The sequence below is a fragment of the Nocardioides panzhihuensis genome, from assembly GCF_013408335.1.
Lineage (GTDB): Bacteria > Actinomycetota > Actinomycetes > Propionibacteriales > Nocardioidaceae > Nocardioides > Nocardioides panzhihuensis.
The window spans coordinates 1,965,081-1,988,350 of sequence record NZ_JACBZR010000001.1; the positions used below are offsets into that span (position 1 = coordinate 1,965,081).

Sequence of the window (23,270 nt, forward strand, 5' to 3'; positions counted from 1 at the left end):
TTCGCCGCACCCCCGACTCAGAGTGAGGAACTTACTGTGCTGACCGGCCATCAGTTGAAGGGCTCAGACCGGGCGCTCGCCGCGGTCCACGACGTCGCGATGCTCGACCTCGACGGCGTGGTCTACATCGGCGGGGCCGCGGTCCCGCGAGCCCGCGAGTCGCTCGCGGCAGCACGTGAGTCCGGCCTGCGCCTGGCGTTCATCACCAACAACGCCGCCCGGCCGCCGGCCAAGGTGGCCGAGAACATCCGCAACCTGGGGATCGAGGCGACCGCCGAGGACGTGGTCACCTCGGCGCAGGCCGCCGTGCACGTCCTGGCCGAGCGTCTCGCTCCGGGGGCGAAGGTGGTCAACCTGGGTGCCGCCGGCCTGCGTGAGCCGCTCGAAACAGCCGGACTTGTGCCGGTGGCCGTCGACGAGGACGCCGAGGCGATCGTCACCGGCTACAACCCTGACCTGCTGTGGAAGGACATCCTCCGCGGGGCCGTCCGGATCAAGGACGGACTCTTCTGGGTCGCCAGCAACACCGACATGACCTTCCCGGCCGCCTACGGGATCGCGCCGGGCCACGGGGTCCTGGTCGACACCCTGCGCCGCTTCTCTGGGGTCGAGCCGGTCGTCGCGGGCAAACCGTCGCGTCCGCTGCTGGAGGAGACCATCCGGCGCACCGAGGCCGAGCATCCGCTGATGGTCGGCGACCGGCTCGACACCGACATCGAAGGTGGGCGCAACGCCGATGTCGACACCCTGCTGGTGCTCACCGGCGTGACCGGGCTCGAGGATCTTGTCGCCGCCCCGCCGCACCAGCGCCCGACGTACATCGCCTCCGACCTCGGCGGGCTGCTGGAGGCCCACGCGGCGCCCGAGAGCGATGGCACGACCGCGCGACTGGGCGGCTGGACGGCGGAGGTACGCGACGGCGAGCTGCGCGTCACCGGCCAGGGCAGCACCGACGACTGGTGGCGGGTCGCCGCGACCAGCGCCTGGGCGCACCTGGACGAGACCGAGGCAGTGGTGAGGCTCGGCGCACAGGCCGCGCCGCCTCGCCCGGGTGCCGACGGCGAGACGGTAGTCTCGGGCTCATGAGCGAGCAGCACTTCGACGAGACTCCGGCCCCGGCCGGGCTGGGTGGCGCCGACACGGCGCCGCACACCGGTGTCGCCCGCGTCGACGCGGTCCTCGAGACCCTCGACCGGCTCGAGGAGCTGCCGCTGGCCGAGCACGTCGGCGTCTTCGAGGCCGCACACACCGAGCTGCGTCGCGCCCTGGACCCCGACACCGGCGCCCACGACGCGATGGCCCGGATCGCCGCGGCGTCCGGTGAGTCCCAGCCGACCGACCAGCCCTGAGAGGCGAGCGCATGCCCCCTCGTCGCCTGCGCCTCGACGCCGAGCTGGTCCGACGCAAGCTGGCCCGATCCCGCGAGCACGCCAGCGAGCTGATCGCAGCCGGCCGCGTCACGGTCTCGGGCAACCGCGCCACCAAGCCGGCCACGGGTGTCACCACGGACGTCGCCATCGTGGTGACCGAAGACCCCGGCCGCCCCGACTTCGTCTCCCGTGGTGGGCACAAGCTCGCCGGAGCGCTGGCCGCGTTCGAACCGCTCGGCCTCTCGGTCAAGGGCCGCCGGTGCCTGGACGCCGGCGCGTCGACGGGCGGCTTCACCGACGTGCTGCTCCGCAACGGCGCCAACCAGGTCGTCGCCGTCGACGTCGGCTACGGCCAGCTCGCCTGGCGCCTGCAGCAGGACGAGCGGGTCGTGGTCCACGACCGCACCAACATCCGCGACCTCTCTCTCGAGCTGGTCGGCGAACCCGTCGACGTGGTCGTCGGCGACCTGTCCTTCATCTCCCTCGAGCTCGTCCTCGACGCGCTGATCCGAGTCACCAGCCCTGAGGGCGACCTGGCGCTGATGGTCAAGCCCCAGTTCGAGGTCGGCAAGGACCGGGTCGGCAAGGGCGGCGTGGTGCGCGACCCGGCGCTGCGGGCGGAGGCGGTCAACGCCGTCGCCGCGGCGGCAGCGAGGCGCGGCTGGGGTGCCCGCGCGGTCACGACCAGCCCGCTGCCGGGCCCGTCGGGCAACGTGGAGTTCTTCCTCTGGCTGCGCCGCGGCGAGGCCACCGTCGACGAGACGGAGATCGAGGAGGCCGTGCGTGAGCAGCGTGGCCTGGAGAGCCCCGCCACCGGGGCTGTGTCGGTGCCGTCTGAGAGGGTTGATCCGTGACCGACGCCGATGCCCCCGCTGTGGACCCAGGCTCTGTAGTCCCAGGCCCGGTGGACCCAGCCGAGGTCCGGCGCGTCCTCATGCTCATCCACACCGGGCGGGAGGAGGCCCGCGAGGTCGCCCTCGCCTGTGCCAAGTCGCTCGCGGTCCACGGGATCGTGGTCAGGATGCTGGCTCGTGAGGCCGGTGACCTGGGCATCGACCCGGGTGCCTATCAGCCGGCGATCGAGCTGGCCGCCGACGAGCAGGAGGCCAGCAGAGAATGCGAGCTGGCGCTGGTCATCGGCGGCGACGGCACGATCCTGCGCGCTGCCGAGATCGTCCAGCCCCACCGCACGCCGGTGCTCGGGGTCAATCTGGGACACGTCGGATTCCTCGCGGAGGCGGAGTACGACGACGTCGAGTCCACGATCGAGGCGATCGTGCAGCGTCGTTACACCTCCGAGGACCGCCTCGCGCTCGAGGTCAGTGTCTTCGAGGACGGGAAGAAGGTCTTTCGTACGTTCGCGGTCAACGAGGCCAGCGTCGAGAAGGCGGCCCGCGAGCGGATGCTCGAGGTGGTCGTCGAGATCGACGGCCGACCGCTGTCGAGGTGGGGCTGCGACGGCGTCGTCTGCGCGACCCCGACCGGCTCGACGGCCTACAACTTCTCCGCCGGCGGCCCGGTCGTGTGGCCCGGCGTCGAGGCGCTGCTGCTGACCCCGATCAGCGCTCACGCGCTCTTCGCGCGGGCCATGGTGGTCGCGCCGACCTCGGTGCTGGCCGTCGAGGTCATCTCCCGCGCCGACGGTGCCGGGGTGCTCTGGTGCGACGGTCGGCGCTCTTATGACCTGGGCCCCGGCGCCCGGATCGAGGTCACCCGGGGGGTGGAGCCAGTCAGACTCGTACGCCTGCACCAGGCTCCGTTCACGGATCGTCTGGTGCGGAAGTTCGGACTGTCTGTGGAGGGATGGCGAGGCGCCGCGGAACGGCGTCCGTTCAGGATGAACGGAGGCGAGCATGCTTGAGGAGATCAGGATCTCCGGACTCGGGATCATCGAGTCCTCGACCTTGGAGCTCGGACCAGGGCTGACCGTGGTGACCGGTGAGACCGGCGCGGGCAAGACGATGATCGTGACTGCGCTCGGGCTGCTGCTCGGCGGCCGTGGCGACGCCGGCGCGGTCCGCAAGGGCAAGAAGACGGCCCGCGTCGAGGGTGTCATCGACGCCCGGTCGCTGCCCGCCGTCATCGAAGCGACCGAGGAGGCTGGGGGAGAGGTCGAAGAGGGCCGGGTTCTCGTGGCTCGCACGGTCGCGGCCGAAGGCCGAGCAAGGGCGTACGTCGGGGGAGCGACCGTCCCGGTCGCCACCCTCGGCTCGGTGACCTCGCCCCTGGTCGCCGTCCACGGCCAGTCCGACCAGCACCGGCTCCTGCAGCCGCGTGCCCAGCGCGACTCGCTGGACCGCTTCGGCGGCGACGCCGTCGCCAAGCTGCTTACGGCATACCGCGAGCTCCACGCCGAGCTCCAGAAGGTCGAGCGCGAACTCGACGACGTGACGACCCACGCCCGCGAGCGCGCACAGGAGGCTGATCTGCTGCGCTTCGGTCTCGGTGAGATCGAGGCGGTCTCCCCGGAGGCGGGCGAGGACGCCACCCTTGCCCAGGAGGAGGAGAGGCTCGGTTACGCCGACACCCTCCGCACGGCCGCGGAGCAGGCGCGCGAGGCCCTCTCCTCCGAGGACATCGACTCCCCGGACGCCCTCGGCGCGGTATCGGTCGCGCGGCAGGCGCTGGACAGCGTCCGAGATCATGATCCCGACGCCGCTGCCTTGGCCGAGCGTCTTGCCGAGGTCACCTACCTGCTCTCTGACGTCGCCGCCGACGTCGCCTCCTACGCGTCCGGCGTCGAGACCGACCCCGCCCGGCTGGCCGTCGTCTCCGAGCGGCGTGCGGCCTTGACCGCGCTGACGCGGAAGTACGGCGAGACGATCGATGAGGTGCTCGCCTGGTCCGAGACCGGTGCCAAGCGCCTGCTCGAGCTCGACTCCGACGACGACCGGATCGAGGAGCTCAAGAATGAACGTACGCGGCTGCGAGCCGATCTCGCCGACGCCGGTGCCATGCTTTCGACCGCACGCACCGCCGCCGCCGGTGCCTTGGCCGAGGCGGTCAGTGACGAGCTGACCGGACTGGCCATGCCCCACGCCCGGCTGGTTGTCGACGTACGCCAGAAGGAGACTGACGCACCGGCCTCCGAGGACGAGCCGCACGCACCGTTGAGGTTCCCGTCTTCTGGAAAGGGGAAGGGCAAGGGCGAACGCTGGCTGCGCTACGGCTCCAACGGCCTCGACGAGATCGAGCTGCTGCTGGCCGCCAACACCGGCTCGGAGCCCCGCCCACTCCACAAGGGCGCCTCCGGCGGTGAGCTCTCCCGGGTGATGCTCGCGATCGAGGTGGTCCTGGCGGCCACCAGCCCGGTCCCGACCTTCGTCTTCGACGAGGTCGACGCCGGCGTCGGCGGCACCGCAGCGGTCGAGATCGGCCGTCGTCTCGCCCACCTCGCCCGCACCGCACAGGTCCTGGTGGTCACCCACCTTCCCCAGGTCGCCGCCTTCGCCGACCACCACGTCGCCGTCGAGAAGACCAGCGACGGCGTGGTCACCAGCTCCGGCCTCACCGTCCTCGACGACGAGGCCCGTGAGCGGGAGCTCTCCCGCATGCTGGCCGGGCTGACGGCCTCCGACACCGCCATCGCCCACGCGCGCGAGCTCCTCGAGATGGCCCGCTCCGCCAAAGCCTGACGTCCCCCGCCGAGACGTCACTGCGGTCGGCCGAGACGTCACGGCGGTCGGCCGAGGCGTCACTGCGGCCGGCCGAGACGTCATCTTGGTGCCCACTCGGCCGACGCGCCTGACGTCTCGGCCGACGGGGGTGACGTCTCGGCGTGAGGGGGACTCGCCGGGGTGAGATCCGGGGACACCGAGCGATACCGGGGGAGGATTGGCGAGACATGAGACTGCCGACACGCCAGATTCCTTCCGTACTTCCCGGCCTCCGCGGCACGCTCCGCACGGGCCGGCCGACCAGGGCACTGGTCCCGCGGCTCAAAGAGGGCGACATCGCGGTCATCGACCATATCGACCTCGACCGCAGCACCGCGCTGGCGATCGCGGCCACGGGCGTGGTCGCCGTGGTCAACGCCCAGCCGATGGTGTCGGGGCGCTACCCGAACCGGGGCCCGAAGGCGCTGGCTGATGCCGGGATCGAGCTGATCGACCAGATCAGCGACGCGGGGCTGGAGAAGCTGGTCGACGGGCGCAAGGCGCGCATCCTCGACGGAGAGATCTTCGACGGCGAGCGGTTGCTGGCCTCGGGCCGGGCGCTCGACCAGGAGTTGCTCGAGAGCGAGCTCGAGAACGCCAAGCGGGGTCTGAGCTCCCATCTGGAGCTCTTCACCCACAACAGCAGCGAGCTGCTCAGGCGCGAGGAAGAGGTGCTGCTGCACGGCCGCGGCGTACCGCCCCTCGACACGCCCCTGGCCGGCCGTCCCGTCGTCGTGGTCGCCGACCACCCAGAGCTGGACCGCCTCCTGAGGGATCTCGAGGGCTTCCTGCGCGAGCAGCGCCCGACGATCATCGCGGTAGGCCCCGTGGCGAAGAGGCTGACCAAGAAGCAGGTACGCCACGCCGTGCTCGTCCTGGGCGCCGACACCGACACGTTCCCCGAGCCGAAGGTGCTCACCGGCGCGGCCGAGGTCGTGCTCGCGCCCGGCGGCTCCGGGAGCGAGCAGGCCGCCGAGCTCCTCGATCGCGTCGGGGTGCAGCCGAAGCGCTTCGATTCCTCCCTGGCTCCCGAGGACGCGGCCCTGCTGATCGCCTACGCCCAGCACCCCTCGCTGGTCGTCGGGGCGGGGCTGAGCACCACGCTGACCGACTTTCTCGAGGACCAGCGTCCGGGGCTGGCCGGCACGTACCTGACCCGGCTCGCGCTCGGCCCGACGCTGATCGACGCCTCCGCGGTCCCCGCGGTGCGCCGCAAGGAGCCGCTCGCCCGCCGGCTCGTCCTCCCGGTCCTCACCGCGGTGACGGCGCTGGCGATCGGCCTTCCCGCCGGTGTCTGGGCCGCCGATCACGGACTCACCGGCCGCGGCCTCAGCGAGATCGGCGCCGGAGCCGGGGGCAACGCCGGCGCAGGAGACACGGTCGACACCACCTCCGGTCAGAGCGGCAGCAGCCGGACCGAGACCGGCTCGCGACAGAGCGCCGAGGCCCAGTTCGTCGCCGAGGCCGGCGACGCGCTCCTCCCCGGCAAGCTCGCCGGGCAGAAGGTCGCCGTCGTCACCTTCCCGGGTGCGGACCGTAAGACGGTCGACGCGCTCACCGGCAACATCACCGCGGCCGGTGCCGACATGGCAGGAGTGCTCGACGTACGACCGAATCTGCTGGATCCGGACCGTAAGCAGTACGTCGACAGTCTGGCCACCCAGCTGGTCGATCAGCTGGGCCGAGGCGACGGGGACCAGGCCACCTATCAGCGCATGGGGCAGGTGATCGGGGAGACCTACGCCGGCCGGAAGCCACCCGCGGCGTTCGACAAGCAGGCCAAGACCGCCGCTGTGGCGTTGCTCACCGGAGACCTGGTCAAGGCCCATGGCCGACCGACCGGGCCGGCCGACCTCGTTCTGGTCGTCCTCGGCGAGGACAACGACGACTCGACCGCGGTCGAGGGCCTGACCGACGGCTTGGGGGCGACCACGAAAGGGCTGGTCGTGGCGGGAACGACCGACTCCGGGGACCTCGCCGCGCTGCGCGCCAACGACTGGCCGGGCTGGTTCGCGTCGGTCGACGGCATCGAGTCGAGCACCGGTCAGATCGTCGCTCCGCTGGCCCTGGCCCGACAGAAGAACCAAGAAGGTGGCGAATTCGGTGCGTCAGGTTTCGGCGGCCTGCTGAAGGATTGATAGGATTGAGGTCCATGAAGTCGGCGAGCTTGACCAAGCACATTTTTGTCACCGGAGGCGTCGCCTCCTCCTTGGGAAAGGGTCTGACGGCATCGTCCCTCGGCCGCCTTCTCCGTTCGCGTGGTCTGAGCGTGACCATGCAGAAGCTGGACCCGTATCTCAACGTGGATCCCGGCACCATGAACCCGTTCCAGCACGGTGAGGTCTTCGTGACCAACGACGGTGCCGAGACCGATCTCGACATCGGCCACTACGAGCGGTTCCTCGACACCGACCTGGTCGGCCACGCCAACGTGACCACCGGGCAGGTCTACTCCAACGTGATCGCCAAGGAGCGACGCGGCGACTACCTCGGCGAGACCGTCCAGGTGATCCCGCACATCACCGACGAGATCTCCGAGCGGGTCCTGGCCATGCACGGCCCCGAGGTCGACGTCGTGATCACCGAGATCGGCGGCACGGTCGGCGACATCGAGTCCCTGCCGTTCCTCGAGGCCGCCCGTCAGGTGCGCCAGCGCCTGGGCCGCGACAACGTCTTCTTCGTGCACGTCTCCCTGGTGCCGTACATCGGCCCGTCCAAGGAGCTGAAGACGAAGCCCACCCAGCACTCGGTGATGGCGCTGCGCCAGATCGGCATCCAGCCCGACGCCATCGTGTGCCGCGCCGACCGCGAGCTGCCCGAGGGCATCAAGCGCAAGATCGCGCTCATGTGCGACGTCGACGAGGACGCCGTGGTGACGGCGGCCGACGCCCCGAGCATCTACGACATCCCGAAGGTGCTCCACCGCGAGGGCCTCGACGCCTATGTCGTACGCAAGCTCGACCTGCCCTTCCGCGACGTCGACTGGACGCTGTGGGAGGACCTGCTCCGCCGGGTCCACCACCCCAAGGAAGAGATCACCATCGGTCTGGTCGGCAAGTACATCGACCTGCCCGACGCCTACCTGAGCGTCGGCGAAGCGCTGCGCGCCGGCGGGTTCGCCAACGAGGCGAAGGTCCACATCCGCTGGATCGCCTCGGACGAGTGCGAGACCCCCGAGGGCGCGGCCAAGAACCTCCACGACGTGGACGCAGTCTGCGTCCCCGGTGGCTTCGGCATCCGTGGCCTGGAGGGCAAGCTCGGCGCGCTGACCTACACCCGCACCCATCAGATCCCCACGCTCGGCCTGTGTCTGGGCCTGCAGTGCATGGTCATCGAGTACGCCCGCAACATGCTCGGCCTGGAGAAGGCCGACTCGACCGAGTTCGACGCCGATACCCCCGAGCCCGTCATCGCGACGATGGAGGAGCAGAAGGCGTACGTCGAGGGCGCCGGCGACCTCGGTGGCACCATGCGTCTGGGCCTCTACCCGGCCGAGCTCAAGAAGGGCTCGATCGCGGCCGAGGTCTACGGCGAGTCCTCGATCGAAGAGCGTCACCGCCACCGCTACGAGGTCAACAACGCCTATCGCGACCAGCTCGAGGAGGCCGGCCTGGTCTTCTCCGGCCTCTCGCCCGACAACCAGCTCGTCGAGTTCGTCGAGCTGCCCCGCGACGTACACCCCTACTACGTCTCCACGCAGGCTCACCCCGAGCTTCGCTCGCGGCCGACCCGCCCGCACCCGCTCTTCGCCGGGCTGGTGAAGGCGGCCCTCGACCGGCAGAAGGAGCAGCGGTTCCCGATCGACGAGACCAACCTGCGCCGCGACAGCAGCGACGCCAGCGATGTCAGCGAGAGCGACGTCAGCCAGGTCGATCTGCCGGAGCCGGCTGAGGCCTGAGCAACCACTGACGAGCCCCTGGGGTCGGCGTGTGCCGACCCCAGGGGCTCGTTGTATGTGACCTAGCGGTTGACCTCGCCGGTCGGCTTCACCTCGCCGCGCCAGGCACCGGTCTCGGTGCCGCGCTGCTCGATGAAGTCCTTGAACCGCTCGAGGTCTCCCTTGGCTCGCCTGTCGACGATGTTGAGGAGGTCACCGGTCTTCTCGACCATGCCCTCGGGCTCGTACTCCAGACGCAGCGTCACGCGCGTCGCCTTCCCCATCTGGTCCTGGGCGAACGACACCGTCCCCTGGTTCTGGCTGCCTTCCACGGCGCGCCAGGTGATGCGCTCGTCGGGGACCTGGTGAACGATCTCGGCGTCCCACTCACGGGTCACCCCGCCGATCTCGGCCTTCCAGTGCAGGTGCTTGTCGTCGAGCTGTTTGACGGACTCGACGCCCTCCATGAACTGGGGGAACGACTCGAACTGGGTCCACTGGTCGTACGCCGTGTGGACCGGGACCTCGACCTGGACGCTCTTCTCGATGGTGCTCATGTCGTGTCTCCTCTCGATTGCGTACGACCGGTGGGTACCCGTCGTCCTCGCCGGCCATACCCTCACGCCGTCGGCAGTTCACAGCGCGCGAGCGGCGACCTGACGAGAGTGCACGTCGGCGAGGCGGACGACCGCCTGACGCACGAACGGCACGAGAGTCTCGCCTTCGCACGCGGCTCGCGCCGCGGCGGCGACATCCTCGCCGGCCTGTGCCGGGTAGAACCGGAGCTGGAGCCCGAAGGCGAGCAGCCCTCCGCCCCTGATGGCGGCGACGGCGTCGAGGTAGCGCTGGGCGTACGGCGCCAGGATCTCGTCCTGCCCCGGCCGCCAGAACGCGGAGGCGAGCGCGTAGGCGCTGTCGGTGCGCGGCAGCCGGCGCTCGACCATGGTCACCTGCCAGGCCTCCTCCTTGGCCTCGGCGAGCGGCTGCGCGGTGCGTACGCCCAGGGCACTGACCCAGGCCTCGGGGTCCGGGTCGCGTTCCTCCAGGGCAGCGACGGCCTCTGCGTCGTAGTCGCCGGTCTCGGCGCGTCGCCCGAGCAACCGCCAGGCCACCTGTACGTCGTCGGCTGCCCCCTTCTCGGCCAGCGCGAGCTGCTCGGGCGTGGAGGCGTGCGAGGCGAGCACCCGTAGCGCGGTGTCGCGGTTGGCGGGGTCCTCGGCGAGGGCCGCCGCCGCGCCGGCGACCAGAGCGCGCTGCTCCGCCACCCGGGCCGGTGGCGTCCACAGCTCGGCCGCGGCCACTGCCATGCTCAGGTACTCGCCGGTGACCTGCGGGTTCTGCTCGCGCTCGAGGACCGAGACGACTCGCGAGACGACCTCGGGGCCGGCGATCTCACCACGGAACAGCGCCGCCCAGGCGCTGTTGACCGCGACCGCCCGCGCCAGCGAGTCGGGGAGGAGTCCGGCGTTCTGCCCGAGCCAGCCCTCGCTGGCATCGTCGGAGCGCACCGCGGCGAAGGTCACGTCGGTCGCGTTGACCAGGTGTGCGGCGGCATCGGGCAGCGAGACCTCGACGGGCGCGCCGTCCACGGTGACCGGGGTGGTCGCGAGGAGCGCGCCGGAGGCGGCGTACGAGGCGATGTCGAAGCGATGGGGACGCGCCGTCCCGTCGGCGCTGGTGACCGAGACCTTGCCGTCAGCGAGGGTGATCACGTCGGTCCCGGCATGGTCGAGCCAGGCGGTGGTCCAGGCGGAGAGGTCCGTGCCCGCGGCTGCCCCGAAGGCACCCATCAGGTCATCTAGGACCGTGTTGCCGTAGGCGTGCTCGGCGAAGTAGGCCTGCAGCCCAGCCAGGTACGCCTCCTCGCCGATGTAGGCGTGCAGCTGCTGCAGCACCGCCTGGCCCTTCATGTAGGTGATCGCGTCGAAGTTGGCCATCGCGACGTCGACGCTGGGCACCACCCCGCGGATCGGGTGGGTGGCGGGCGTCGCGTCGACGTCGTAGGCCATCTTCTTCTCGGTCAGGGCGATCGAGGCCCACACGTCGGCGTAGTCGGGGAGCGCGGCGGAGGCCCACACCGCCGCCCACGAGGCGAAGGCCTCGTTGAGCCACAGGTCGTCCCACCAGCGCATCGTGACCAGGTCGCCGAACCACATGTGCGCCATCTCGTGCAGGATCACGTTGGTGCGATCGGTGCGGTCGGCGTGGGTCGGAGTCGTGCGGTAGAGGAACGCGTCGCTGTGCGTCACCGCGCCCCAGTTCTCCATCGCCCCGCCCATGTCGGGGACGAAGATCTGGTCGTAGCGTCGTTGCGGGAACGGCATCGCGAACTTGGCGCCGAACCAGGCCAGCCCGTGCTCGGTGATCTGCAGGATCTCCTCGCGGTCCCGCTCGAGCTGGCTGCGCAGCGACTGACGGGCGTAGAGACCCAGGTCGTAGCCGCCGCGCTCGGCCCGGACCTCGACGAACGGGCCGGCGTTGACCACCACGACGTACGTCGAGAGCGGGGGAGTGTCCTCGAAGACCCAGGTCCGCGCACCGGCGTCCTGGTCCGAGACCTCGGCCGGTGCGGAGTTGGACAGCACCGTCCACTGCCCCGGTGCGGTCACGGTGAACGCGTGCACGGCCTTGAGGTCGGGCTGGTCGAAGCAGGCCCACAGCCGGCGGGCGTCGTCGGGCTCGAAGGAGGTCCACACATAGACGTTGCCGTCAGAGGGATCGACGGTGCGCAGGATCCCCTCCGAGGAGGCGGTCTCGGACTGCGAGGCGGCGACGACGAGGGTGTTGGTCTCGGCGAGGTCCTCGAGCGGGATCCGCCCGGCGGTGATCGTGGCGAGGTCGAGCTCGGTGCCGTTGAGCGTGGCGGCCGCCACCTCGGCCACGCAGTCGACGAACGTGCTCGTGCCGGGGGTCGCCGAGAACGTGATCGTGGAGACGCTGGAGAGCGTCTGGCCCTCGAGCAGGCCGGTCATGTCGAGCGTGATGTCGTAGCGCTCGACGGTGACGGTGGCGGCCCGCGCTGCGGCCTCGTCCTGGGTGAGTGATGCAGGGGCGGCGGCGGAGGTCTCAGACATGAGCCGAGGGTAGCCTCGGGCCATGACATCGGACGCACGATTTTCGGACGCGGCCGTGCCGCTGGACCTGGACCCGCTCACCGAGTGGGATGGACCCGAGAGCTGGCCGATCGCCTCGAGCGAGGACCTCCATCGAGACGGTTGGGTGGTCGCGCTGCGTGCGGACCGGATCAACCGCCCCGGCCACGAGGACGAGGAGCCGTTCCGGCGGCTGGTGGTCGAGCACCCGGGCGCCGCGGTGGTGCTGGCTCTCGACGAGGAGGAGCGGGCGCTGGTCATCACCCAGTACCGCCATCCCGCCAAGCGGCGCTTCGTCGAGCTGCCGGCCGGCCTGATCGACTATCCCGGCGAGGACCCGCTCGACGTGGCCGTGCGTGAGCTGCGCGAGGAGGTCGCCCACGAGGCGAGCGAGTGGACCCATCTGCTCTCGACCTACGCCTCACCGGGGATCTCCGAGGAGATCCACCACTTCTACCTCGCCCGCGGCCTCACCGCGACCGACCGCGACGGCTTCGTCCTCGAGCACGAGGAGGCCGAGATGAGCATCCACCGGGTGCCCTTCGAGGAGCTCCTCGACGCCGTGCTGAGCGGCCGGGCGACCGACTCGCCGGTCGTCCAGGCCGTGCTTGCGTACGCCGCGCTCAAATCCCGTGGCAGAGTCTGACCAGGCGCGTCAACCGCTGGGGGACGCGGTTTTGGTGACTTGCGCCACACGGGGTTAGAACTGCCGCATCAGGCGGCGAACATCCGGCCTGGCCAGTCCCGCGGACGATCACATTCAGGGGAAGAAAAATGAGAATCGGCGTACCCAAGGAAGTCAAGAACCACGAGTACCGGGTGGCGATCACCCCCTCAGGCGTCCACGAGCTGGTCGCCAACGGCCACGAGGTCTTCGTGGAGGCCGGTGCCGGTGTCGGCTCCTCGATCTCGGACGGCGACTACGCCGCGGTCGGTGCCAAGATCCTCGGTGACGCCGACGAGACCTGGGGCAACGCCGACCTGGTGCTCAAGGTCAAGGAGCCGGTCGCGGAGGAGTACCACCGCCTGCGCGAGGGGCTGACCCTGTTCACCTATCTTCACCTGGCCGCCGACAAGCCCCTCACCCAGGAGCTGCTCGCCAAGAAGGTCACCGCGATCGCGTACGAGACCGTCGAGCTGCCCAACCGGTCGCTGCCGCTGCTCTACCCGATGTCGGAGGTCGCCGGCTGCCTGGCGCCCCAGGTCGGGGCCTACAGCCTGCTGAAGGCCCAAGGCGGCCGCGGCACGCTGATGGGCGGCGTCGGCGGTGTCGCCAACGCCAAGGTCGTCATCATCGGCGCCGGCGTCTCCGGCCAGAACGCCGCCAACATCGCGTTGGGGATGGGCGCCGACGTCACGCTGCTCGACACCGACCTGGAGAAGCTGCGGATGTCGTTCTGGCGCTACTCCAACCAGGTCCACGGGCTCGCGTCCAACAAGCTCGCGCTCGAGGAGCAGGTGCTCCAGGCCGACCTGGTCATCGGCGCCGTCCTCATCCCCGGTGCGGCCGCGCCCAAGCTGGTCACCAACGACCTGGTCTCGCGGATGAAGCCCGGCTCGGTGCTCGTCGACATCGCCATCGACCAGGGCGGCTGCTTCGAGGACTCCCACGCCACCACCCACGCCGACCCGACCTACCAGGTCCACAACTCGACCTTCTACTGCGTGGCCAACATGCCCGGTGCGGTCCCGAACACCTCCACCTACGCGCTCACCAACGCGACCATGCCCTACGCCGTCGCCCTGGCCAACAAGGGCTGGACCCAGGCGCTGCGGGACGACGCCGCGCTCGCCAAGGGCCTCAACACCCACGCCGGAGAGCTGACCAACGCTCCCGTCGGAGAGGCGGTCGGCATCGACTCGGTCGCGCTCGCGGACGTGCTCGGCTGATCTCCTCCGGAGTCACAACGGTCACAGGAATCACGCCGTACAGGGAGTTCCTGCACTTCTCAGGCAATGCAATGCCCGAGAAGTGCAGGAATACCCGGTTAACCGGGTATTCCTTCCCGACCGGTTCCATCACCCCTGGTTGGATGAGAGGGTGACGGCGGTGGAGCATGCGATGCGTACGTATCTCGACCATCTGAGCGTCGAGCGAGGCCTCGCGGCCAACACGTTGTCGTCGTACCGGCGCGACCTGCGGAGGTACGCCGAGTTCCTCAGCCAACAAGGTGTCGATGATCTGGCCGGGATCTCCGAGACGACGGTCTCGGCGTTCCTGGCGCACCTGCGCGAGGGCAGCGATGAGCATCCGGCGCTGAGCGCGACCTCGGCGGCTCGGACGGTCGTCGCGGTGCGTGGGTTCCACAAGTTCGCGGTCGCCGACGGGCTGGTCGAGGCCAACCCGGCCGGCCACGTGAAGCCGCCGCGGGCGGAGAAGCGGCTGCCGAAGGCGCTCCCGCTGGCCGACGTCGAGGCGATCCTGGAAGCGGCGGGCGCGCCCGGAACAGCCCTCTCGTTGCGCGACCGTGCGCTCCTGGAGGTGCTCTACGGCACCGGCGCGCGCATCTCGGAGGCTGTCGGTCTCGACGTCGACGACCTCGACCGGGTCGACCACGTCGTCCTCCTGCGAGGCAAGGGTGGCAAGGAGCGGATCGTCCCGGTCGGCTCCTATGCCATCGAGGCGGTCGAGGCGTACCTGACCCGGGCTCGCCCCGACCTCGCGGCCGCCCGATCAGGGGGCGCACTCTTCCTCAACGCCCGCGGTGGCCGGCTCTCCCGTCAGTCGGCCTGGACCGTCCTGACCCGCGCCGCCGAGCGTGCCGGGATCGACAAGGATGTCTCCCCGCACACCCTGCGCCACTCCTTCGCCACCCACCTGCTCGACGGCGGCGCCGACGTACGTGTCGTGCAGGAGTTGCTGGGCCATGCGTCGGTGACCACGACGCAGATCTACACTCTTGTCACCGTGGACAATCTCCGAGAGGTCTTCGTGACCGCACACCCGAGGGCCCTGTGACCGCTTCGACCGAACCCGGCGCTCCGACCAGGCCCGGCGACTGGATCCCGAAGGTCGGCGCGAGCCCAGACGACGTCTATGAGGCGGTCGTGGCGTGGGCCGAGGGGAGTGGCCGTAGCCTCTACCCCCACCAGGACGAGGCGATCATGTCCATCCTGGCCGGCGACAACGTCATCCTGGCGACGCCGACGGGCTCGGGTAAGTCGCTGGTCGCGGCGGGTGCCCACGCCGCGGCGCTTGCCGAGGACAAGGTCTCCTTCTACACCGCGCCGATCAAGGCGCTGGTGAGCGAGAAGTTCTTCGACCTGGTCGAGACCTTCGGTGCCGAGAACGTCGGGATGCTCACCGGCGACGCCAGCGTCAACGCGGACGCGCCGATCATCTGCTGCACCGCCGAGGTGCTCGCCAACCTCGCCCTCAGGGAAGGCAAGCGCGCCGACGTCGGGCTCGTGATCATGGACGAGTTCCACTACTACGGCGAGCCCGACCGCGGCTGGGCGTGGCAGGTGCCGCTGCTGGAGCTCCCGCAGGCGCAGTTCCTGCTGCTGAGCGCGACCCTGGGCGACACCAGCGCCCTCGCCGAGGACCTCACCCGGCGAAACGGCCGCGACACCATCCTCGTCGACCAGGCGGAACGACCCGTTCCGCTCGCGTTCGACTGGCGGCTGACACCGCTCCAGGAGACTCTCGAAGAGCTCGTCACCACAGGGCAGGCGCCCGTCTACGTCGTCCACTTCACCCAGAAGGACGCGGTCACTCACGGGACCACGCTGCTCAACGCCAGCTGGCTGAAGCTCTCGACCGAGGAGAAGGAGCAGATCGCCAAGCGGCTCGAGCCGGTCCGGTTCGCCGCCGGCTTCGGTAAGACGCTGTCCAAGCTGCTGCGCAAGGGCATCGGCGTCCATCACGCCGGCATGCTCCCCAGATATCGAAGACTTGTCGAGCAGCTCGCCCAGGCCGGTCTGCTCAAGGTCATCGCCGGCACCGACACCCTCGGCGTCGGCATCAACGTCCCGATCCGCACGGTGCTCTTCACCGGCCTGGCCAAGTTCGACGGCCGCCGCCAACGGATCCTGCGGACCAGGGAGTTCCTCCAGATCGCCGGCCGGGCCGGCCGGGCCGGCTTCGACACCCAGGGCTACGTCGTCGTCCAGGCTCCCGAGCACATCATCGAGAACGAGAAGGCCAAGGCGAAGTCCGAGGAGCGCCGCAAGGCCGGCAAGAAGAACTCCAAGGCACAGCTCAAGAAGCCGCCCGAGGGCACCGTCGTGTGGACCGAGGCGACCTTCACCAAGCTCGTCGACGGCACCCCCGAGCCGCTGCAGAGCAAGATGAAGGTCGACAACTCGATGCTCCTCAACGTCGTCGCCCGCGACGAGGACGCCTTCACGGTGATGCGCCGGATCACCATGGACAACCACGAGGAGCCACGCACCCAGCTCAAGCTCGCTCGCCGGGCCCTGCGGCTGACGCGCTCCCTGGTCCACAGCGGGGTGCTGACGAGGCTCGCGGAGCCCGATGCGTACGGTCGCCGCTATGTCCTCACCGAGGACCTTCCCGCCGACTTCGCGCTCAACCAGCCGTTGGCGCACTTCGCCCTCGCCGCGCTCGACACGCTCGACCCCGAGTCCCCGGAGCACACGCTGGAGATCGTCTCGGTGATCGAGGCCGTCCTCGAGCCCCCGCGCCAGATCCTCTTCGCCCAGCAGCACGAGGCCCGCGGCAAGGCGATCGAGAACATGAAGGCCGACGGTGTCGAGTACGACGACCGGATGGCGCTCATCGAGGAGATCACCTGGCCCAAGCCGATGGCCGAGCGGCTCGAGGCGCTGTTCGAGGTCTACCGCGGGACCCACCCGTGGCTGCCCGAGGACGCGCTCGACCCCAAGTCGATCCTGCGCGAGATGTACGAGCAGGGGATGACCTTCACCGACGTCGTACGCCGCTACCAGCTCGCGCGCTCCGAGGGCCTGGTGCTGCGCTATCTGACCGACGCCTACCGCACCTTCCGGCACACCCTCCCCGAGTCCCACAAGAGTCCCGAGGTCGAGGACCTGGTCGAGTGGCTGGGGGAGACCATCCGGCAGACCGACTCCTCGCTGCTGGACGAGTGGGAGGCGCTCTCCGACCCCGAGCACATCCCGTCGGCGGTCGCCCACCACGAGACACCACCGCCGCCGCGGTCGTTGTCGCAGCAGACCCGCGCGTTCGAGATCATGGTCCGCAACGCGATGTGGGCGCGGGTCGACGCGGTCTCGCGCGACGACCTCGACGGCCTGATGCGCCTGGAGCGTGCTGCCGCCGACCGTTTCGATCCCGCCCGAGGGGTCGTCATGACGAGGTCCCGGTGGGACGACGCGCTGGAGGCCTACTTCGCCGAGCACGACGACGTCGGCATCTCCGCCGACTCGCGCTCGCCCAAGCTGCTCACCTGGACCGCCGAGCGCGGCGCTCCGGCGGGGGTGGACGAGGACGACGAGGCGTACGACTCCACCCGCGTCTGGCGGATCACCCAGACCATCGACGACCCGGCCGGGGATCACGACTGGGTCATCGAGGCGGTGGCCGACCTGGACGCGAGCGACGAGGCCGGCGAGCTGGTGCTGGCCACGGTGTCGATGCGGCGACTGTGACGGGTTGCGAGCGTCCGCTAGCGTTGCGGCGTGCGCAAGCTGATGAAGAACCCCGTCGTCGTCGCGGCCATCGCGAAGATCACCAACGAGGCCCGCAAGCCCGAGAACCAGAAGAAGATCAAGGACGCTGCGACCAAGGCCTACGACAAGGTCCAGAAGCGCCGTCGCCCGCGCTGAGGGACGCTGATCGGGTGGAGATCCGTCCACAGCTTTCTCCACACCTGAGCCCCTGCCTGTGGGGTCGGCGCGGCGCCAAGTGCACAGGTCGTCAACAGATTCGGACCGCTTAGCAGAATCAGCCGGATTTGCCTTGTGACACGCCCGGCGCGGCTCCTACAGTCGCGCAGATCCGGGTCTTAGAGTCGCCGTGTCGACATATAGACCCGCACGCCGTGATCGTCCTAGGCCGCGGCAACTCAACCGGGGGTGGAGGAATGGAAGACAGCTATTTCGGAGCAGGTGGTGCAACCGCGCCGCAGCTGCCTCCGCAGACACCGGCGGCCCCGCCGCCGGCCTATCCGCCCTCGGCCCGCTTGCGTGCCAACGCTCCTGAGCCCGACGCAGGGTCGTTCGACCGCCCGGGCAAGAACAAGCTGGGTCCGACCGGTCGCCCCTGGCCCAACCTCCCCGACCCCGGCCCCGCCACCGGCGGTCCCGCGCGCACGGTCGCGATGGTCAACCAGAAGGGTGGCGTCGGCAAGACCACGACCACCATCAACCTCGGGGCGGCGCTGGCCGAGCACGGCCGCAAGGTCCTGATGGTCGACTTCGACCCGCAGGGGTCGCTCTCGGTCGGTCTCGGGCTCCAGCCCAACGAGATCGAGCTGACCGTCTACAACCTGCTGATGGAGCGTGACATCACGCTCGCGGACGTGATCGTCCCCTCCGGCATCGACGGCGTCGACCTGCTCCCGGCCAACATCGACCTCTCCGCCGCCGAGGTGCAGCTCGTCCAGGAGGTCGCTCGTGAGCAGACCCTGGCCCGCGCCCTCGCCCCCGCCGTGGCCAACTACGACGTGATCCTCATCGACTGCCAGCCGAGCCTGGGGCTGCTGACCGTCAACGCGCTGACCGCCTCCGACTCCGTGGTCGTGCCGCTGGAGTGCGAGTACTTCGCGCTGCGCGGCGTCGCGCTGCTCAAGGACACCATCGACAAGGTTCAGGAGCGGCTCAACCCGCGTCTGAAGATCGACGGAATACTGGGCACGATGTACGACGGCCGCACCATGCACAGCCGAGAGGTCATGGAGACCCTGGTCAACGGGTGGGGCGACCGCGTCTTCCACAGCGTCATCCGGCGGACCGTCAAGTTCGCTGACTCCACCGTGGTCGGCGAGCCGATCACCGAGTACGCCTCAAGCTCGACCGGCGCCGACTCCTACCGGATGCTCGCCAAGGAGGTGCTGGCCCGATGGCAACGCGACGCGTGAGGGTTCCGGCCGCTGACGACCTCTTCCGGCGCACGGCCGATGCCGCGGCCACCGAGGCGAAGGCCCGCCCGGTCCACGCCGTGCCCGAGCCGGCCGCGGAGACCGCGGCTGCCAAGAAGCGTTCCAGCGGCCGCGTACGCCATGACGAGAAGATGACGGTCTACATCACCTCCGAGGAGCTGCTCGAGCTCGAGCACGCTCGGCTCAACCTCCGGGCCAAGCACAGCATCGCGGTCGACCGTGGCCGGCTGGTGCGCGAGGCGCTGGCGATCGTGCTCGCCGACCTGGAGGAGCACGGGGACGACAGCGCCCTCGTGCACCGGCTCGCCGAGTGACGGTGCTCGACAGTGAGACGGGCGCACGGACGACGACCGTGCAGATGATCGACGGCCCGGACGGGGCCGAGGAGCAGGAGTCGAGCGGCGCCGGGGGTTTCGAGGTCCACCTCGGCAACTTCGAGGGACCCTTCGACCTGCTGCTCAGCCTGATCGCCAAGCACAAGCTCGACATCACCGAGGTCTCCCTGGCCACGGTGACCGACGAGTTCATCGCGTACGTGAAGAAGGGTGCCGCGGACAGGTCCGTGGACGGCGGCAAGGGCATTTGGGACCTCGAGCAGACGTCCAACTTCCTGTTGGTCGCGAGCACGCTGCTCGATCTGAAGGCGGCTCGGCTGCTTCCGCAGGGCGATGTCGAGGACGAGGAGGACCTGGCGCTGCTGGAGGCGCGCGACCTCCTCTTCGCGCGACTGCTGCAGTACAAGGCGTTCAAGCAGGTCGCGGCCGTCTTCGCCGATCGGCTCGCGAAGGAGTCCAAGCGCCACCCGCGCTCTGTGCAGCTCGAGCCGCGCTACGCAGGCCTGCTGCCGGAAGTGCTGATCGGGATCGGGCTGGAGCAGTTCGCCCAGCTCGCGGCTGCTGCGATGGCGCCCAAGCCCGGGCCGCCGGAGATCGGGCTGTCCCACATCCACGGGTCGAAGGTCTCGGTCAAGGAGCAGGCGGCTCTGGTCATCGAGCGGCTGCGCGTCGGCGGACAGGTCACCTTCCGTAGCCTGTGCTCCGACTCGCCGGACACGTTGACCACGGTCGCCCGGTTCCTCTCGCTGCTGGAGCTCTTCCGCGAAGGTGCGGTCGCGTTCGACCAGGTCACCGCGCTGGGCGAGCTGACCGTACGTTGGACCGGGGACGAGGCGCTCGATGTCGATGAGCTGATCCAGGACGAGTTCGAAGGGCAGCCGCCCGCGGAGGGCGGCGCCGATGACGAGGAGTTGGACGATGACTGAGGCTGCGGCGGCGGAGACCGACGAGACGCTGGCGATCGACTTCGCCGACCTGCGGCCGGCGCTCGAGGCGGTTCTGATGGTCGCCGACGAGCCGCTCGTGGCGGCCTCGTTGGCCTCTGCGGTCGGTCATCCGACCGCAGAGGTGGTCGCAGCGCTCGAGGGCCTCGCCGCCGACTACACCGAGCAGGGTCGCGGCTTCGATCTGCGCAACGTCGCAGGTGGGTGGCGGTTCTACACGCGTGCGGAGTACGCCGGTGTCGTGGAGGGCTTCGTGCTCGAGGGCCAGCAGGCCCGGCTGACCCAGGCGGCCTTGGAGACGCTGGCCGTGGTCGCCTACAAGCAGCCGGTCTCCCGGGCCCGGGTCTCTGCGATCCGTGGTGTCAACGTCGACGGCGTGATGCGTACGCTGCTCACCCGCGGCCTCGTCGAGGAGGCCGGTCAGGACCACGAGACCGGCGCCAACCTCTACCGCACCACCGGCTACTTCCTGGAGCGGATCGGCATCACCGACCTGGGCGAGCTGCCCGAGCTGGCGCCCTACCTGCCCGACCTCGCCGACATGGAGGAGGAGTTGACCGAGCAGGTCGGCCCCGCGGCGCTGGCGGCGCAGCCGGAGGAGTCGGCGAATGGGGATGCCCCCTCGGATGCGGCAGAATCTCAACCGTGAGTGATCTGCCTGAGCGAGACGATCTGCCGCTGGACGACGAGGGCCTGATCCGGCTCCAGAAGCTGCTGGCCCTGGCCGGCCTTGCGTCGCGGCGCGGCAGCGAGATCCTGATGCTCAACGGCGAGGTCGAGGTCAACGGCGAGGTCGTCACCCGGCTGGGCACCAAGGTGGACCCCGGCAAGGATGTCGTCCGTGTCGGCGGCAAGCGTCTTCCTCCGATCTCCGGCAAGGTCTACCTGGCGCTCAGCAAGCCGCGCGGCGTGGTCTCGACGATGAGCGACCCGGAGGGTCGCCGCAACCTCTCCGACGTGGTCGCCGACCGCCCGGAGCGGCTGTTCCACGTCGGCCGTCTCGACACCGACACCGAGGGTTTGATCATCCTCACCAACGACGGTGACTTCGCCAACCGGCTGGCTCACCCCAGCTACGAGGTCGACAAGACCTACGTCGCCGAGGTCAAGGGCGAGATCTTCCCCAACGTACGCAAGCGGCTCCTCGCCGGCGTCACCCTCGAGGACGGCCCGGTCACCGTGACCAAGGCCCGGATCATGGAGACCCGCAAGGACAAGTCGATCATCGAGCTGGTCATCCACGAGGGGCGCAACCGGATCGTCCGCCGCCTCCTCGATCACCTCGACCACCCGGTCACCCGCCTGACCCGCACCCGGATCGGCCCGGTCCGCCTCGGCAGCATGAAGCCCGGCGAGATGCGTGACCTCTCCCGCGAGGAGCTCGGCGAGCTCCTCGACACCACCGAGCTCTGAGGGCCCGGAAACCCCGATGCGTACGTCGTCGGGAGCCGTTAAGGTGAACGGCATGCAGCAGCGCGCGATGAGCACGACGACGCCGGACCCACTCCGGCGCTGACCTGCTGTCCACTTTCGCAGACCGCCCCGGAGCAGTGCTCCGGGGCGGTTCTCGTCTCTGGTGGTGGTGCTCCGGGGCCTGACCCAGGAGCACGTACCTATGAACCCCGACTCTGCCGACCTTCTCGACCATCGCGAGCTCAACCGTGACCTCGCCATCTTCGCCACCGACCCGCTTGCCGGCTCCGGGCTGCCGCTGTGGCTGCCGGACGGGGCGGTCATCTTCGCCGAGCTCGAGCGGCTGGCCGCCGACCTGGCCAAGGCCGACGGCTGCGTACCGGTCAAGACCCCGGTGCTCGGCAAACGTGCGCTCTTCGAGCACTCGGGACACTGGGCGAAGTTCGCTGAGGACATGTTCCCGCCGATGTCCATGGGTGCTGGGTCGGCGGGGGAGAGCGGCGATGAGCTCGTGCTCCGTCCCGCCAACTGTCCGCACCACGCGCTGGTCTACAAGGCCCAGCAGCACTCCTACCGCGAGCTCCCGATCCGGTTGCACGAGCTCGCCCCGATGTTCCGTGCGGAGCGCTCCGGGGTGCTCTCCGGGCTGAGCCGGGTGCGCCAGATCAACCTCGACGACACCCATGTCTTCTGCCGCCCCGACCAGGTGGCCGACGAGGCCGGGAAGGCGCTGCTCTCGGCACTGAGAGCCCAGGAGATCCTCGGCCTGCGGGTCGACTACGTACGTCTCTCCCTCCGGGACGACTCACCGTCCTACCTCGGCTCCGCCGAGCAGTGGGACGGTGCCGAGGTGGCGCTGCGTAAGGCAGCGTCCGCTGCCGGCGTCGCGACCGTCGAGGCGGCGGGCGAGGCCGCCTTCTACGGTCCCAAGCTCGATCTGCAGGTCATCGACCCAGCAGGCCGCGAGGAGACCATCGCCACCGTCCAGATCGACTTCAACCAGCCCGAGCGCTTCGACCTGAGCTACGACGCCGCTGACGGCTCCCGACGACGAGTCGTGATGGTTCATCGCGGCACCGTCGGTTCCATGGAGCGGGTCACCGCGGCGGTGCTGGAGCGCTATCAGGGCCGTCTTCCGCTGTGGCTGGCGCCGACCCAGGTCGCCGTCCTCCCGGTCTCCCCGGCCCAGGACCGGGCAGCGCGAGGCCTCGTCGACGCTCTCGTGGCCGAAGGCCTCCGTCCGCGTCTGGACCCCGACGGCTCCCTCGGCGCGCGGATCCGTGAGTCCCGGCGCCGTCGCGAGCCGCTCATCGCTGTCATCGGCTCAGCTGAGGCTGATGCGGGTGAGGTTCAGGTACGCGATGTGGGGGCGGGGGTCGAGCGGCGGGTTCTGGTTGCTGATCTGGTGGCTGGGATGAAGGCGGCGTACGTTTCGCGGGCGGCTGAGGTCGCGTGGTGAGGTTTCGGCTTTGGTGGTCGAGCTTGTCGACACCTCTCGGTGATCGAGCTTGTCGCGACCCCATCCCGCTGGTCGAGCTGG

At 69.9% G+C, this 23,270-nt stretch carries 20 protein-coding genes; 18 read left to right on the top strand and 2 right to left on the bottom strand.

Translation table 11 applies throughout. From position 1 onward, the window contains the following. Positions 1–36 precede the first annotated feature (36 nt). The 7 genes from BJ988_RS09275 to pyrG all read left to right on the top strand — a co-directional run bounded on the left by BJ988_RS09275 (position 37) and on the right by pyrG (position 8,924). Positions 37–1,086 (top strand): HAD-IIA family hydrolase, encoded by a 1,050-nt coding sequence (locus BJ988_RS09275; protein WP_179657730.1) that lies wholly within the window; start codon positions 37–39, stop codon positions 1,084–1,086. Beyond that, positions 1,083–1,349 (top strand): hypothetical protein, encoded by a 267-nt coding sequence (locus BJ988_RS09280; RefSeq protein WP_179657731.1) that lies wholly within the window; start codon positions 1,083–1,085, stop codon positions 1,347–1,349. The genes BJ988_RS09275 and BJ988_RS09280 overlap by 4 nt, the downstream gene beginning before the upstream one ends. A gap of 11 nt (positions 1,350–1,360) precedes the next feature. Next, positions 1,361–2,224: a TlyA family RNA methyltransferase gene (locus BJ988_RS09285; RefSeq protein WP_179657732.1), complete on the top strand. Its 864-nt coding sequence runs from the start codon at positions 1,361–1,363 to the stop codon at positions 2,222–2,224. Next, positions 2,221–3,231: an NAD kinase gene (locus tag BJ988_RS09290; RefSeq protein ID WP_343051545.1), complete on the top strand. Its 1,011-nt coding sequence runs from the start codon at positions 2,221–2,223 to the stop codon at positions 3,229–3,231. Before BJ988_RS09285 ends, BJ988_RS09290 begins: the two co-directional genes overlap by 4 nt. Next, positions 3,224–5,005 carry a DNA repair protein RecN gene (gene recN / locus BJ988_RS09295; protein WP_179657733.1) on the top strand — a complete coding sequence of 594 codons (1,782 nt, stop codon included), beginning with the start codon at positions 3,224–3,226 and terminating at the stop codon, positions 5,003–5,005. Before BJ988_RS09290 ends, recN begins: the two co-directional genes overlap by 8 nt. Positions 5,006–5,214: 209 nt before the next feature. Further along, the gene (gene steA / locus BJ988_RS09300) at positions 5,215–7,164 is read left to right on the top strand and encodes a putative cytokinetic ring protein SteA (RefSeq protein WP_179657734.1); all 1,950 of its coding nucleotides are present in this window, start codon (positions 5,215–5,217) and stop codon (positions 7,162–7,164) included. Positions 7,165–7,178: 14 nt separating this feature from the next. Continuing rightward, on the top strand, positions 7,179–8,924 hold the full coding sequence (gene pyrG / locus BJ988_RS09305) for a CTP synthase (RefSeq protein WP_179657735.1): 1,746 nt from the start codon (positions 7,179–7,181) through the stop codon (positions 8,922–8,924). A 62-nt stretch (positions 8,925–8,986) separates the two neighbouring features. Here pyrG and BJ988_RS09310 read toward each other — a convergent pair whose 3' ends face one another. Continuing rightward, on the bottom strand, positions 8,987–9,460 hold the full coding sequence (locus BJ988_RS09310) for an SRPBCC family protein (protein WP_179657736.1): 474 nt from the start codon (positions 9,458–9,460) through the stop codon (positions 8,987–8,989). Positions 9,461–9,538: 78 nt separating this feature from the next. Continuing rightward, positions 9,539–11,977, bottom strand: coding sequence for an aminopeptidase N (gene pepN, locus BJ988_RS09315; protein WP_179657737.1), 2,439 nt, complete (start codon positions 11,975–11,977; stop codon positions 9,539–9,541). Between the two features lie 22 nt (positions 11,978–11,999). On the opposite strand from pepN, the gene BJ988_RS09320 reads away from it, so the two are divergent. The 11 genes from BJ988_RS09320 to thrS all read left to right on the top strand — a co-directional run bounded on the left by BJ988_RS09320 (position 12,000) and on the right by thrS (position 23,189). Further along, on the top strand, positions 12,000–12,641 hold the full coding sequence (locus tag BJ988_RS09320; RefSeq protein ID WP_218860702.1) for an NUDIX domain-containing protein: 642 nt from the start codon (positions 12,000–12,002) through the stop codon (positions 12,639–12,641). 128 nt (positions 12,642–12,769) lie between these two features. After that, entirely contained in the window at positions 12,770–13,885 is a 1,116-nt protein-coding gene (ald, locus tag BJ988_RS09325; protein ID WP_179657738.1) for an alanine dehydrogenase, read from the top strand. A gap of 172 nt (positions 13,886–14,057) precedes the next feature. Beyond that, a complete protein-coding gene (gene xerD / locus BJ988_RS09330; protein WP_179657739.1) occupies positions 14,058–14,954 on the top strand; it encodes a site-specific tyrosine recombinase XerD in 897 nt (298 codons plus the stop codon). Next, positions 14,951–17,587, top strand: a complete 2,637-nt coding sequence (locus tag BJ988_RS09335) for a DEAD/DEAH box helicase (RefSeq protein WP_343051546.1) — start codon at positions 14,951–14,953, stop codon at positions 17,585–17,587. The genes xerD and BJ988_RS09335 overlap by 4 nt, the downstream gene beginning before the upstream one ends. 30 nt (positions 17,588–17,617) lie before the next feature. Then, the gene (locus BJ988_RS09340) at positions 17,618–17,764 is read left to right on the top strand and encodes a hypothetical protein (protein ID WP_179657740.1); all 147 of its coding nucleotides are present in this window, start codon (positions 17,618–17,620) and stop codon (positions 17,762–17,764) included. 257 nt (positions 17,765–18,021) lie between these two features. Continuing rightward, the gene (locus tag BJ988_RS09345) at positions 18,022–19,017 is read left to right on the top strand and encodes a ParA family protein (RefSeq protein WP_179657741.1); all 996 of its coding nucleotides are present in this window, start codon (positions 18,022–18,024) and stop codon (positions 19,015–19,017) included. Then, a complete protein-coding gene (locus tag BJ988_RS09350; protein WP_179657742.1) occupies positions 18,999–19,352 on the top strand; it encodes a hypothetical protein in 354 nt (117 codons plus the stop codon). The genes BJ988_RS09345 and BJ988_RS09350 overlap by 19 nt, the downstream gene beginning before the upstream one ends. Before the next feature lie 44 nt (positions 19,353–19,396). Further along, positions 19,397–20,299: a segregation and condensation protein A gene (locus tag BJ988_RS09355; RefSeq protein ID WP_179661401.1), complete on the top strand. Its 903-nt coding sequence runs from the start codon at positions 19,397–19,399 to the stop codon at positions 20,297–20,299. Next, entirely contained in the window at positions 20,292–20,966 is a 675-nt protein-coding gene (gene scpB / locus BJ988_RS09360) for an SMC-Scp complex subunit ScpB (protein ID WP_179657743.1), read from the top strand. The genes BJ988_RS09355 and scpB overlap by 8 nt, the downstream gene beginning before the upstream one ends. After that, positions 20,963–21,730 carry a pseudouridine synthase gene (locus BJ988_RS09365; RefSeq protein WP_179657744.1) on the top strand — a complete coding sequence of 256 codons (768 nt, stop codon included), beginning with the start codon at positions 20,963–20,965 and terminating at the stop codon, positions 21,728–21,730. The genes scpB and BJ988_RS09365 overlap by 4 nt, the downstream gene beginning before the upstream one ends. Positions 21,731–21,932: 202 nt before the next feature. Beyond that, positions 21,933–23,189 (top strand): threonine--tRNA ligase, encoded by a 1,257-nt coding sequence (gene thrS / locus BJ988_RS09370; RefSeq protein ID WP_179657745.1) that lies wholly within the window; start codon positions 21,933–21,935, stop codon positions 23,187–23,189. The last annotated feature ends 81 nt before the right edge of the window (positions 23,190–23,270 follow it).

Bases quoted from the DNA above. Each gene is read 5' to 3' on its own strand.
- steA (WP_179657734.1), top strand. From the start codon at position 5,215: ATGAGACTGCCGACACGCCAGATTCCTTCCGTACTTCCCGGCCTCCGC.
- pyrG (WP_179657735.1), top strand. From the start codon at position 7,179: ATGAAGTCGGCGAGCTTGACCAAGCACATTTTTGTCACCGGAGGCGTC.
- pepN (WP_179657737.1), bottom strand. From the start codon at position 11,977: ATGTCTGAGACCTCCGCCGCCGCCCCTGCATCACTCACCCAGGACGAG.
- xerD (WP_179657739.1), top strand. From the start codon at position 14,058: ATGCGTACGTATCTCGACCATCTGAGCGTCGAGCGAGGCCTCGCGGCC.
- BJ988_RS09345 (WP_179657741.1), top strand. From the start codon at position 18,022: ATGGAAGACAGCTATTTCGGAGCAGGTGGTGCAACCGCGCCGCAGCTG.
- ald (WP_179657738.1), top strand. From the start codon at position 12,770: ATGAGAATCGGCGTACCCAAGGAAGTCAAGAACCACGAGTACCGGGTG.
- BJ988_RS09285 (WP_179657732.1), top strand. From the start codon at position 1,361: ATGCCCCCTCGTCGCCTGCGCCTCGACGCCGAGCTGGTCCGACGCAAG.
- thrS (WP_179657745.1), top strand. From the start codon at position 21,933: ATGAACCCCGACTCTGCCGACCTTCTCGACCATCGCGAGCTCAACCGT.
- BJ988_RS09350 (WP_179657742.1), top strand. From the start codon at position 18,999: ATGGCAACGCGACGCGTGAGGGTTCCGGCCGCTGACGACCTCTTCCGG.
- scpB (WP_179657743.1), top strand. From the start codon at position 20,292: ATGACTGAGGCTGCGGCGGCGGAGACCGACGAGACGCTGGCGATCGAC.
- BJ988_RS09310 (WP_179657736.1), bottom strand. From the start codon at position 9,460: ATGAGCACCATCGAGAAGAGCGTCCAGGTCGAGGTCCCGGTCCACACG.
- BJ988_RS09280 (WP_179657731.1), top strand. From the start codon at position 1,083: ATGAGCGAGCAGCACTTCGACGAGACTCCGGCCCCGGCCGGGCTGGGT.
- BJ988_RS09355 (WP_179661401.1), top strand. From the start codon at position 19,397: ATGATCGACGGCCCGGACGGGGCCGAGGAGCAGGAGTCGAGCGGCGCC.
- recN (WP_179657733.1), top strand. From the start codon at position 3,224: ATGCTTGAGGAGATCAGGATCTCCGGACTCGGGATCATCGAGTCCTCG.
- BJ988_RS09320 (WP_218860702.1), top strand. From the start codon at position 12,000: ATGACATCGGACGCACGATTTTCGGACGCGGCCGTGCCGCTGGACCTG.